Below are 11,869 nucleotides of genomic sequence, written 5' to 3'. Positions count from 1 at the left end.
ATGGATCCCCTCACCGACGCCTGCGAGGTGAGCTGTCGGGTTCGGGCCGGTTGAGTGCCCGGCCGCGCACGTCCGCCTTCCGGCTTCCGTTGCGCGACTTCACCCCGAGCCGGCTCCGGCGGTACGGCCCCGAAGGGCTCAACCGCCGGACCCGGCGCAAACCTTGGGTCCCCCGCTCCTGCCTACGGCGCTTTACGCGACGACTGTTCCCGTACGGCCGCCGGCAGGATTCGGCGTGACGGCTGTCGGGGCTCGCACTGATGGCGAGCGGTCATGACCGTAGACACGCGATTCGCGGAATTTCAAAGACGATCAGGGCTTCTGAGATCTATCTCTCACTACTGTTAAAACGGACATTATATGGCGAAACATGACGCGAACTGGCGCTGTTTTTCGCCCCGTTCGACCGTTATTCGACGGGGACGTCCAGGGTCTGACCGGCGAAGATGTGGTTCGCGTCAGGACCGATGGCCGTTTCGTTCGCCTTGTACAGCGCGCGCCACCCGCCTTCGAGGTCAAGGGAGTCGGCGATGGAGGCGAGGGTGTCACCGGCACGGACGCTGTACGAGGCGTGCCGACCGGTGGACTTGGTGGCACCGTCGACGGCGTCGCTCTCGTCGGCGCTGGGGCCGCGATGACGTCCGGAGCCGGTCGTCGTCGCGTCGTCGATCGACCCGGTGTCCACGAGGCTCCAGGAGCCCGCGTCCTGCTCCGAGTTGTCCTGATTGTCACCCTTGGGCGTCTCTATGGGAGAGCTGTCCGGCGACTGTGAATCCTTCGCGGCGGGTGACTCATCGGACTTCTCGGAGCCTTCGGACGAAGAGGGCGAGGAGGAGGAAGAGGGGGAATTATCGGGCGATCCGGACGAGGTGCCGGGGGTGCCGCTCGACGAGTCCGACGGGTCGCCGGAGGGGGTCGAGCCGTCGGACGAGTCGGATGAACCCGACGAGTTGGAGGAGTCGGATGATCCGGGCGAATCGAGCAAGCCGGATGAACCAGACACCTCGGAGGGTGAGTCCTCCGCCACTCCGGTGTCGAGATCGACCGAGCCGGACTTCGGCGTGAGCCCGTTGAGCACCGCGCAGGTTCCCCAGGGGCTGGTCCCCCGGTCCGCCAGGACGTCCTGCGCCACGGCGATCTGCTGGGAGCGGCTGGCCAGGTCGGGACTGGTCGCGTAGTCGAGGCCGCCGTACTTCTCCCAGTCGTTCTGGGTCAACTGGAGCCCGCCGTAACGCCCGTTGCCGGTGTCCGCGCTCCAGGAGCCGCCGCTCTCACAGTCGGCCACCTTGTCCCACACGTTGCCCTCGGCCGCGCTCGCGCCCGTGGCGCCGAGGAGCGGGATGGCGATGGCGGACCCGGTCACGCCGGCCGCGACGAGGAGAGCCGGAGCCTGACGGGGGCGACGGTGACGACCGTTCCCGGAGAGCATGCGGGGGCCTTTCACGAGACAACAGTGACCAGGGCGCGTAAAACCTGGGCGCCTTGTTGATCCGTGAACGTATAGGCAGACGATCACTTGTCACAAGTTAATGCCGCGTAGATCACGTGAAGATCACAGACATGAGCGCGTGTCACGTTCACGACGGCGGACAGAGTCACCCAACTGGGGTGAACTCCACCGGAAGCGTGCGCAGTCCGCGCATGATCAGACCGCCGCGCCATCTCAACTCCCCCGGATCCACCGCGAGTCGGAGGTCCGGAAGGCGCGTGAGGAGAGTGGCGAGTGCGGTCTGGCCCTCCAGCCGGGCGAGCGGGGCGCCGAGACAGTAGTGGATGCCGTGGCCGTAACCGAGGTGCTGGTTGTCGCGGCGGCCGAGGTCGAGGACGTCCGGGTCGGCGAACCGCTCCGGATCGCGGTCGGCGGCGGCCAGCACGACGAGGACGGGGTCGCCGGCCGCGATGTCCTGCCCGCCGATGGTGAGCGGCTCGGTGGCGAACCGCCAGGTGGCGAGCTCGACGGGGCCGTCGTAGCGCAGGAGTTCCTCCACACCGGTCTCCAGGAGGGCGGTCTCGTGCGCGGCGAGCGAGGACTGGAGGCGGGCGCGCTGCTCGGGGTGGGTGAGCAGCGCGTAGGTGCCGTTGCCGATGAGGTTGACGGTCGTCTCGAAACCGGCGAACAGCAGGATGAAGGCCATCGCCGCGGCCTCGTTCTCGGTGAGGTGCTCACCGTGGTCGGAGGCGCGGATGAGACCCGAGATGAGGTCCTCGCCGGGGTCGGGAGTGGCGGGAAGTGCCTCGCGCTTGCGGTGGATGAGGTCCGCGAGATAGCCGCGCATCTTCTTCACCGACCGCGCGACCCCGCCCCTCGGGCCGCCCCGGTGCCGGATCATCATGCCCGCCCAGTCCCGGAAGTCGTCCTGGTCCTCGCGGGGGACGCCCAGCAGGTCGCAGATGGCGTAGATGGGGAGCGGGAAGGCGAACTCGTGGATCAGGTCGGCACTCCCCTTCTCCGCGAACCCGTCGATGAGTTGGTCGGTGAGCTCCTGCACCCGGCCCTCGAACTCGGCGACCCTGCGGGGCGTGAAGGCCTTCGAGACGAGCCGGCGCAGCCTCGTGTGGTCCGGCGGGTCGATGTTGAGCAGATGCGTCATCAGCTCGGCCTTGCGCTCCCCCGGGATACCGGTCTTGCCCTTGGCGTGCGCGGGCTCGTCGTGGTGGGCCGGGTTCTTGGAGAGCCGGGGGTCGGCGAGGGTCTGCTTGGCGTCGGCGTACCGGGTGACCAGCCAGGCCTCCACCCCGCTGGGCAGCCGTGTCCTGTGCACGGGGGCGTGCTCACGGAGCCAGGCGTAGGCCGGGTAGGGGTCGGTGGCGAACTCCCAGGTGAAGAGGTCCGGGGGCCCGGGGGTGGGGGTCGGGGTGGGGGTGGGCTGGTTGGTCACTCCTTGACGGTAGCTGGCGGGTCGGGGGGTGCGCCGAGGGGCCGGGAGGCTACGGGGCGCCGAGGTCTTCCGGGCTCGCCCGAGGGCCCGGGAGGCTACGGGGCGCCGAGGCCATCCGCGGCTCGCGGAGAGACCGGGAAGCTACGGGGCGCCGGGGCCATCCGTGGCTCGCCGAGAGACCCGCAAAGCTACGGGGCGCCGGGGCCATCCGCGGCCCGCCGAGAGCCCGGGAAGCTACAGGGCACCAAGCATCCGCGGCCCGCCGAAAGCCCGGAAAGCAACGGCGCACCAAGACCATCCGCGGCCCGCCGAAAGCCCGGAAAGCAACGGCGCACCAAGACCATCCGCGGCCCGCCGAAAGCCCGGAAAGCAACGGCGCACCAAGGCCATCCGCGGCCCGCCGAGAGCCCTGGAAGCTACACGGCGCCGAGGCCCTCCGCGGCTCGCACCGCGTCCCGGTAGGTCCTGGCCGCCACCCGCAGGGCCGCCTCCGGGTCCACGCCGGCCGCCTCCGCTCTGACCGCCATCGCCAGCAGCTCGTAACCGAGGCCCTCCCCCGTCGGCAGTGGCACCTCCAGACCCGCCGTGCGCACCCGGGACGCCAGCTTGGCCGCGAGGGCGAGGCCCGGCTGGCCGAGCGGGATGCCCTCCGTCACCGACTCGCGCCGCTTCTCGACCGCCTTCGTGCGCAGCCAGTGCTCCTTGACCTCCTCGGGGGTGGTCGCCGTCTCGTCGCCGAAGACATGGGGGTGGCGGTGGATGAGCTTGGCGACGATGCCGCCGGCCACGTCGTCGATGGAGAAGGGGGCTTCCGGATCCTCCTCGGCTATCCGGGCGTGGAAGACGACCTGGAGGAGGACGTCACCCAGCTCCTCGCGGAGTTCGTCGCGGTCACCGTCCTCGATCGCCTCGACGAGCTCGTAGGCCTCCTCGATGCCGTACTTCGCCAGGCCCTTGTGGGTCTGCTGGGAGGACCAGGGGCACTCGGCGCGGATGCGGTCCATGACCTGGACGAGGTCGAGGAGCCGGGCGCCGGGCAGGTCGTAGGAGGCGGGGAGCAGCTCCAGCTCCGGCATCTGGACGCGGCCGGTGCCGGCGAGGCGGGCGAGGCCGTCGGTGAGCGCGGGCTCGCCCTCGCCGGTCGCCACGACCACGGCCGTGCGGCCGCCGGCGCACGCCTCGATCAGGTCCTGCGCGGTCGGGGCGGCCTCGTCGACGGTGATCCCGGCCTCGCGCAGATACGGCAGCTGCGGGTGCGCGCCGTCCGCGCACAGCACGCGGTCGGCGGAGTGCAGCGCCTGCCACGCGGGCCAGGACAGCAGGCCGGGGGCGACACGGTGGCTGGTGGTGAGCAGGACGATGCGGCCGGGGTCGGCGGCGGCTTCGGGGCTGGTTGCGTTCACGATCCGAACGTAACCCAAGCGACCGACGACCCCGGAAGTTATCCACAGGCCGGGTGGGGCTCCGCGACTGTCCCCGCCCCGGTCGCCGTCACATCGGCTGCTGCGCGCCCGCCGCCGTCACCTCACGCACCCACGGCGTCTTCGCGTCCGCCCGGCTGCTCTTCTGCACGTCCCAGGTGCCGTAGCGCGGGTTCATGTCGATGTCGAGCTTCTTGGACGCCCCGGCCAGGGCGTTCCAGAAGGCGGGCTTGCCGGTGTCGGTGCCGAGGCTGGTGGCGAGCTTCTGGGCCTCCAGCTGGAGGCGGAGGTTCTCGTCGAGTCGCTGCGGCGGGATGCCGTACTGCTGGAGCCAGGCGGTCTCCAGGGCCTTCGCGCCGCCGACCTGCTCCTCCAGGCCGCCGCGCATCTCCTGGATCTCCTTGCGGGTGACGGTCACACCCGCGTCCTGGGCGGCCTTGTGCAGCACCTCGTCGAGAACCATGTTGTGCAGGACGTCGCGCGGGAGGGTCCCGGACTTGGCGATCACCTGCGAGTACGCGGCCTCGTCGGGCACGGCCGCGCGCTGAGCCGCGCGCACCTCGCTCACCCTGCCCTCCAGCTGCGAGACGGTGATCCGCTGGCCGCCGACGACGGCGGCCGCACCGGGGTGCGCGTCGGATCCGCAGGCGGTCAGCAGGGGCGCCGCGACGATCGCGGCGGATAGCAGGAACGCGGTGCGACGGCGGCGGTGCAAGGAGACCTCCCGAGGAGAGCGCAACAACAGGTGCGGCGCGCAGCGTCTCCACCAGGGGTGGTGGTCGGGCGACGGGCGGGCGCACAAAGTCTTGCGGTGATCGATGGTAGGCAGTGGGCAAGCTCTGGCCAACCCATTGGACCAACGATTCACCAGGACTTCGGGCACCGCCGCACACCGCCATGCGGGGGGTCGGCGTGTGCCACAGACCCTCAACCCGCCGCCAGGAACTAGCCGCGCACCTGCCCGAGCCACTGCAGGGTCCGCCGCACCTCCGCCGCGACCGGGTGGCCGGGGCCGTGCAGGCGCTCCACGTCGATCAGGAGGCGGGCCAGGGTGTCGTGGGCGGCGGGGCGGTCGCCCAGGGCGAGCAGGAGGTGGCCGATGCGGCGGCGGACGTCGTGGGCGAGCTCGGGGTCGCCGGAGACGTACTGGTTCTCGTAGTACGGCAGCAGCGCGCGGTACTGGGCGAGCGCGGCCGCCGGCTCACCGAGCTGTTCGAGGCACTGGGCCACGTCGAAGCGGAACCGCAGGGCCTGCGGGTCGGCCTGGCCGGCCTCGGCGGCGCGTTCGTCGGCGAGGCGGCGCAGTTCGGGCAGCGCGCGCCGGTACTGGCCGTCGTCCATGAGCGTGGCCGCGTACTGCTTGCGCAGGGTGCGCACCACCGGGGAGTGCTCGCCGTGCCGTTCGGCCGCGGTCGGCAGGATCGAGCCGAGGATGTCGACGGCCTGGGTGATACGGCCCTCGCCGAGCAGCCGCTTGACCTCGTCGACGGCCCGCGCGACGTCCGTCTTCTCGGTGTCGGGGGTGATCGGGGTGGCGGGCGCCGGCTGGGGTGCGGGGGTGCGGGCGCGGTCCGGCCAGGGGGCGTGCGGGCGCAGGAAGGGGCGGGCGGGGTCGCGGGGCTCTCCGGTGGGGGTGCCGCGCGCGGGCAGGAGCGGTGCCAGGGCCTCGTACACGTCCTGCGCGGAGGCGGGGCGGTGCTGCGGGTCCTTCGCGAGCAGCCGCAGCACCAGGGCTTCGAGTGCCTCGGGGACTTCGGGGCGAATCCGGCGCACGGGCACCGGCGGCTCGTACAGATGCCGGTGCAGCACGCCGAGCGCGGTCGAGCCGGAGAACGGCACGTCTCCGCTGAGCAGTTCGTGCATCAGCACGCCGAGTGCGTACAGGTCGGTGTACGGGCCGACCGCGCCGCCCATCGCCTGCTCGGGGGCCATGTAGGCGGGCGAGCCGATGGGGGTGCCGGTGTGGGTGAGGCGGGTGGTGTCGGCGTCCATGACGGAGGCGACACCGAGGTCGAGGACGGTGACCGTGCCGTCCTGCTTCACCATGAGGTTGCGCGGCTTGAGGTCGCGGTGGACGATCGGCACCGCGTGCACGGCGCTCAGCACCGCGCACAGTTGGGCGGCGACGGCGACCGCCCACTGCCAGGGGTACGGGTCGCGCTCGGCGAGATGAGCGGCGAGGTCGACGCCGTCGACGTACTGCATGACGAGGAACAGCTCCTCGCCCTCGCTGCCCGCGTCGTGCACCGTGACGAGTCCGGGGTGGTCTACCTGGGCGGTCACCCGGCATTCGCGCACGAACCGGCGGCGCAGCTCGTCCGCCTCCTGTCCGGCCACCTTGTCCGGGCGCAGCAGCTTGACCGCGACGCGCCGGTCGAGGCGCTGGTCGTAGGCCGTCCAGACCTGTCCCATGCCGCCCTGGCCGATGAGGGTGGACAGTTCGTAGCGGCCGGCGACGACGCGTCCTGTCGCCACGGTCACCTTCCGCCCTCGTGGTTGTCGTCCTGCCGGCCGTCGTGCTTGCGCAGGTAGTCACTGAGCTCGTCGAGCTCGGCGCGCACCTGGTCGATGCGGGCGGGGGCGGGACGCTGCGGGGGCGGGGGCACGGGTGTCCGGGGTATCGGCGTGTGGGGTACGGCCGGAGACTGCGGCACCGTCGTGGCCGTGTACGGCGACTGGTTCTGCGGGTAGCCGTAGGCCGGGGACGGGGGCCGCTGCGTGGGGTAGCCGGAGAGGCGGAGCTGGTGGAAGTGGCGTATGTCCGCGGACAGGTAGTACGCGATCGCGGCCACCATGCCGCCCAGGACGAGGGCGAGGCCCGTCCAGCCGCCCGCGGTGTGGATCTCGTCGCCGGGCTCGGAACCCATCAGGTACAGGCCCAGGAACTCCACCACGATCGACGCCGCGAACAGCCACCAGTCGAGCGCCCTGCGGGTCACGATGGCCAGGCGGAGCATCATCGTCCACATCAGCAGCCCGAAGCTGAGCACCGAGATCACGACGAAGACCACGCGCAGGAAGACCAGCCAACCGATCGGCGGCGGCTGGTTCACCGGCTGCGTATAGCCGTGGCCTTGCATGGCTGCTCCTGATGCCTGGAATGGACGCGCGGGGCCGACCGACCCTGCCCGGTGCGGGGCAACCTCGGTCGTGCGATTGTCGCTTCGAGCGTATAGGTCGACACCGACATACGGTCACCGGTTGTACCGAACCGTTGTCGTGCTGATCACTTCGCACGACGGCGCAGGTCGCGTGGAGGCTTTCCTTCCGCCGCCGGCCGCGCGCCCCCGCCCCGGCTCCGCTCGCCCCGGAGGGCTCAGAGCGGGTGCCGCATCCACACATTGGGCTCGACATACACCGCCTGGTCCCGCTCCGGCTCGCACCGCACCGGCACCAGCGCGCCCGGCACCTCGACGTCACCCGGGGCGTCGAAGGGCAGCCCGGTCCAGCCGCGCCACTGCTCCAGCGAACCGGCGACGGTCATGGAGGCCGGGGCGACGGAGTCGATGGTGGCCCCGGCCCGCGCATGGACGCGCAGCCACGGGTCGTGGGGCAGGCCGTCGGGGCGTACCCGGTGGGCGTACTCCTCGATGGGCGTGTGCGGTTCGAGGTGCTTGGCGTTGGGGCGGACCGGGGCGACGACCTCACGGAAGCCGTGGGCACGGGCGTGGTCACGCATCGCGGAGAGCATCCGGGCGGACAGGCCGCCGCCCAGCGCGTGCGGGGCGATGACAACGGAGATGGCGCTGACCGTGTCGGGCCGCACCCCCGCGCGCTGGTCCGCGAAGGCCCACACCAGCACCTGGTCCCAGCCCCGGTCGGGCAGCCGCCCGCGTCCCTCGGCGTGCAGGGCGAACGGGACGCTGAAGGCGTGGGCGACCACCTCGCCCCGCTCGTCCTCCGCGAAGAGCGCGTACTCGGGGAGCTCGCGCGGGATCCGGGCGTAGTGGGCGTTGCCCACGAGGTCGTTGACGACGAACTCCGGCCAGGTGTTCGGCATTTCCAGCACCCGATCGACCATCTCGGGGCGCTCGGCGAGGCTCGCCACCTTCAGTTCCATGCCCGAAACCGTAAGGTCGGGCCACCCGCACCGGAAAGCCGTTTTCGGCTCACGGGGCGGCAGTCCACTGCTCGGCAGCCGCCGGCACGTCGGGTCACCCACCGCACTGGCGCAGCATCATGTCCTTGTCGGCGGCGGTCACGGGCAGTTCGTACTTCAGCGACACCTGGGCGAAGCGCACCGCGTACGAGCAGCGGATCCCCTTGTTCGGGGGCAGCCAGGACGCGGGGCCCGAGTCGCCCTTGGAGCCGTTGGTCGGGCCGTCGACGGGCATGAGGTTGAGGGGGTCGTTGGCGATGTCCTGGCGCTTGCCCTTGGGCCAGCGCGAGGCGCCCATCTGCCAGTCGTACGACAGCGGCATGACGTGGTCGATCTGCACGGTCGTGGCGCGGGACTTGGCCCAGTCGATCGTCCGGCCCGTGTACGGGTCGTCCAGGGTCATGGACATCACGACGCAGTCGGAGCCGGAGCGGAAGCGGACGTCCTCCCCGTCGCGCTTGAGCAGGTCGTTGCGGGTGTCGCAGCCGTTGCGGGCGAACGGGATGCCGCCCGGGGCCGAGTCCATCCACGCGTAGCCGAACTCGTCCCGGTCGTAACCCGTCTTGGGGCCGCGGCCCTTCGTCGTCACCTTGCCGATGATCGCCCGCGCCTCGGCCCGGTCGGCGTCCGAGGTGAGCGGCGCCAGTCCCGGTTTCGTGCCGTCGGGGTTGTCCAGTGGGCTCACGGCGCGACCGGATCCACCGGCCGGGGCGGAGCCCGAAGGCCCGTCGTCGACCGGCAGATCGACGTTCTCACAACCCGCCAGAACCAGCACCATGCCGAGCATCGCCGCGGCGCTCGCCGCCCCGCCCCTCAGAGGCATCACGACGCGTCCCTCCCCTTGCTGCCCGTCCGCCCCGCATCTGCGGTCTTCCCTGGTACACCGTCGCGCACACGGTAGCGACCCGGCGCACGGCGGCATTCGGGAGGTACGGGCGGAGGTCCAGACCATCAGGACGCGAGTCGCGCATACTTCGCAACTCGGGCGTATCGTCGGTGGTGAATCACCTCTGGAAGGAGCTCTGGATGGGCATCTTCGACAGGTTCAAGAACCGCCAGGCGCAGCAGAAGGCAAGGGACATGTCCGACACCGCCGAGCAGAAGGTCAACGAGCGGACGGGCAACAAGCACGAGCGCCAGGTCGACGAGGCGCAGCAGCGGATGGAGCGCCAGGCCGGCATGGACCGGGACAGGCCCGAGCAGCAGTAGGGGCGCGAGCGGGGACCACAGACGGAACACAGACGGACCACTGGTGGACCACTGGGCAACCGAGGCCGTCCGCGGAGCCGCAGCTCCTGCGGGCGGCTTCTGACTGCCGACACCACCGTGCGGCACTCAAATCCCGGGCTTCTCAGACCTTCCCGATGCCCAGCGTCGTCTCCGACGGCAGCAGCCCCGAGGACAGCACCGCCACCCAGAACTCGCCGAGCAGTCCCACCAGCCGGTCAACCTCGTCCTCCGTGAGCGACAGCCAGGGCGCGGCGGCGAGTTGGTCGGTGTGCTCCTCGACGGTGCGCCGCAGTTCGCGGCCCGCCTCCGTGGCCGTACCGTCGGCGTCGACCAGCCCTCGGGCGGCCAGGCGATCGCGGGCGGACGCCCACTCCGGCGCACTCCAGCCACGGCTTTCGAAGCGCTCGACGGACGCGGCGCCTATCGCGGCGAACGACACGAGCGATTCGACGGGGTCGAGGCCGGCCACCAGCAGGGCCGCTATGTGACCGTCGCCGCGGTGTTCGCGCAGCAGGGTCGCCGCGTGCCAGAGCTGGAGGTGGGGGGCCTGCGGCCAGTCCAGGGCGGCGTTGGCCGCGGCGAGCGGGCGCCCCTCGGTGTTCACCGCCTCGGCCGCGCGGCGGGCCAGCGCCGCGGCTTCCGCCAACTCGGGGCTGTCCGTGCGGTCGCCGAGTATCGCGCGGTAGGCCCGGTCCACGCCCCGTGTCCGTGCTCGCAGCAGAGCCTCGGGGCTCGCGGTCTTCCATGCGGGGTCGATGTGCTCGGCCACCATGCGCGGGCTGAAGCTGTAGAAGGCGGACGTGACGCTCCGCGCGCCGACCGCCCCCAACGGCGCGGTCCGGTACGGGAAGTAACTCGGCCAGCGCTCCTTGGTGTCGTAACCGAGCGCGGCCGCCTCCTCGAAGGCCTCCGGCGCGTAGTACAGCACCGCGTGCAGCGGCTCCAGCAGATGCCAGAGCTGACGTACGCGACCCGGCTCCAGGCCGCCGTTGAGCTCCTTCATGACGCGACTCCCCCAGTTCGAAGTCCCGAGGACCGACCTCCCGGCAGACCCGGCCGATCTCTCCAACTTGACACTGACAAGATTGCCTCGCCCACCCAAACTTGTCAATGCCTAGATCCAAGGAACTTGTCGATGCCAAGATTGCGCGTACGCTGCTGCCATGACAGCCGCACAAGAGCCGTCCCGCCGCCCCTACCACCACGGCGACCTGCGCCGGGCCATCCTCACCGCCGCGCTGGACGCCATCGCCACCGACGGCCCGTCCGCGCTCAGCCTGCGCGACCTCGCCCGCCGTGCCGGTGTCTCGCACGCTGCGCCCGCCCATCACTTCAGGGACCGGACCGGTCTGCTCACCGCGATCGCCGCCGAGGGTTTCGGGCTGCTGGCGACCGCCCTCATCGAGGCCACGGACCTGAAGGACGCGGGTGTGCGCTACGTCCGCTTCGCGCGCGAGCACCCCGCGCACTTCCAGGTGATGTTCGCGCCCGAGCTGCTGCGCACCGACGACCTGGAACTGACCACGGCCCGCGCCCTCGCCGCCGACACCCTGCGCGGCGCCGTCTCCGCCATGCACCCCGAGGAACTCGGAATCGACGCCCGCCTGGCCGGCGTCGCCGCCTGGTCCCTCGCCCACGGCTTCGCCACGCTGCTCCTCAGCCACAACCTGGAGGGCCCGGTCGGCGACAAGGATCCCGAGGAGGTGTTCCGGACGCTGGCGGTGATGATGTTCCGGAGCGAGGCACGCGAAAAGGCTTGACCTCAACCCCACTTGATGTCCCAGAGTGATCCGCATGACCACCGAAACGGGACACGCAAGTGCACACACCGACGCCGACCTCAAGGCCATCACCGAGGTCGTAGCCACAGTCGAGCGCACCCAGCGCGCCAAGGACCCGGAAGGCTTCCTCGCCCTCTTCCACCCCGACGCCCTCTGGACGACCGCCCACGGCAAGGTCCTCATCGGCCTCGACGCCATCGCCGAGTTCACCCGCGCCGTGCTGCCCGCCGCGACCTGGGACGGCGAGGTCACCTACGAGGTGGCGCACACGCAGTTCCTGCGGCCCGACGTGGCTGCCGTCAAGGTGCGGCAGGTCTACCACTCGCCCACGGGCGACACCGAGGGCGCCCCGCTGTACGTCATGACCAAGCAGGACGACGGGAGGTGGCTGCTGCACGCCTGCCAGAACACCGAGGTGCGGGTCGGCTGACAACTGCCGCAGACCGCACCCCGGCCCGG

At 71.3% G+C, this 11,869-nt stretch carries 12 protein-coding genes and 1 riboswitch; of the genes, 3 read left to right on the top strand and 9 right to left on the bottom strand.

Annotated features, from left to right (window positions below):
• Positions 1-2: 2 nt before the first annotated feature.
• Positions 3-200, bottom strand: a riboswitch (cyclic di-AMP (ydaO/yuaA leader).
• Positions 201-409: 209 nt separating this feature from the next.
• The 8 genes from ACIRD7_RS26110 to ACIRD7_RS26075 form a co-directional block, all read right to left on the bottom strand.
• Entirely contained in the window at positions 410-1,429 is a 1,020-nt protein-coding gene (locus ACIRD7_RS26110; protein WP_403457515.1) for a transglycosylase family protein, read from the bottom strand.
• 166 nt (positions 1,430-1,595) lie between these two features.
• Positions 1,596-2,879: a cytochrome P450 gene (locus tag ACIRD7_RS26105; protein WP_403457349.1), complete on the bottom strand. Its 1,284-nt coding sequence runs from the start codon at positions 2,877-2,879 to the stop codon at positions 1,596-1,598.
• Positions 2,880-3,295: 416 nt separating this feature from the next.
• Positions 3,296-4,282, bottom strand: coding sequence for a nucleoside triphosphate pyrophosphohydrolase (locus ACIRD7_RS26100; RefSeq protein WP_403457348.1), 987 nt, complete (start codon positions 4,280-4,282; stop codon positions 3,296-3,298).
• Positions 4,283-4,370: 88 nt separating this feature from the next.
• Complete coding sequence (locus ACIRD7_RS26095) at positions 4,371-5,015, bottom strand: SurA N-terminal domain-containing protein (protein ID WP_403457346.1); 645 nt, start codon at positions 5,013-5,015, stop codon at positions 4,371-4,373.
• Between the two features lie 230 nt (positions 5,016-5,245).
• Positions 5,246-6,739, bottom strand: coding sequence for a protein kinase (locus tag ACIRD7_RS26090; protein ID WP_403457513.1), 1,494 nt, complete (start codon positions 6,737-6,739; stop codon positions 5,246-5,248).
• A gap of 38 nt (positions 6,740-6,777) precedes the next feature.
• A complete protein-coding gene (locus ACIRD7_RS26085) occupies positions 6,778-7,380 on the bottom strand; it encodes a hypothetical protein (protein ID WP_403457344.1) in 603 nt (200 codons plus the stop codon).
• Between the two features lie 236 nt (positions 7,381-7,616).
• On the bottom strand, positions 7,617-8,360 hold the full coding sequence (locus ACIRD7_RS26080; RefSeq protein ID WP_403457342.1) for an N-acetyltransferase: 744 nt from the start codon (positions 8,358-8,360) through the stop codon (positions 7,617-7,619).
• Positions 8,361-8,454: 94 nt separating this feature from the next.
• A complete protein-coding gene (locus ACIRD7_RS26075; protein WP_403457511.1) occupies positions 8,455-9,222 on the bottom strand; it encodes an HNH endonuclease family protein in 768 nt (255 codons plus the stop codon).
• A gap of 203 nt (positions 9,223-9,425) precedes the next feature.
• Between ACIRD7_RS26075 and ACIRD7_RS26070 the strand changes: the two genes are divergently transcribed.
• On the top strand, positions 9,426-9,608 hold the full coding sequence (locus ACIRD7_RS26070; RefSeq protein ID WP_403457341.1) for an Rv0909 family putative TA system antitoxin: 183 nt from the start codon (positions 9,426-9,428) through the stop codon (positions 9,606-9,608).
• A 142-nt stretch (positions 9,609-9,750) separates the two neighbouring features.
• Here the strand turns inward: ACIRD7_RS26070 and ACIRD7_RS26065 are convergent, their stop codons facing one another.
• Positions 9,751-10,632, bottom strand: coding sequence for a hypothetical protein (locus tag ACIRD7_RS26065; RefSeq protein ID WP_403457340.1), 882 nt, complete (start codon positions 10,630-10,632; stop codon positions 9,751-9,753).
• A 160-nt stretch (positions 10,633-10,792) separates the two neighbouring features.
• Here ACIRD7_RS26065 and ACIRD7_RS26060 point away from each other — a divergent pair, with 160 nt between their 5' ends.
• Both ACIRD7_RS26060 and ACIRD7_RS26055 read left to right on the top strand, forming a co-directional pair.
• The gene (locus ACIRD7_RS26060) at positions 10,793-11,389 is read left to right on the top strand and encodes a TetR/AcrR family transcriptional regulator (RefSeq protein ID WP_403457337.1); all 597 of its coding nucleotides are present in this window, start codon (positions 10,793-10,795) and stop codon (positions 11,387-11,389) included.
• 34 nt (positions 11,390-11,423) lie between these two features.
• Complete coding sequence (locus tag ACIRD7_RS26055) at positions 11,424-11,840, top strand: SgcJ/EcaC family oxidoreductase (RefSeq protein WP_403457336.1); 417 nt, start codon at positions 11,424-11,426, stop codon at positions 11,838-11,840.
• Positions 11,841-11,869: the final 29 nt, after the last annotated feature.

The organism is Streptomyces sp. NPDC093568 (genome assembly GCF_044764945.1).
GTDB lineage: Bacteria > Actinomycetota > Actinomycetes > Streptomycetales > Streptomycetaceae > Streptomyces.
The sequence above is the reverse complement of the archived record's forward strand: the minus strand, read 5'-3'. Positions and strand labels throughout refer to the sequence as shown.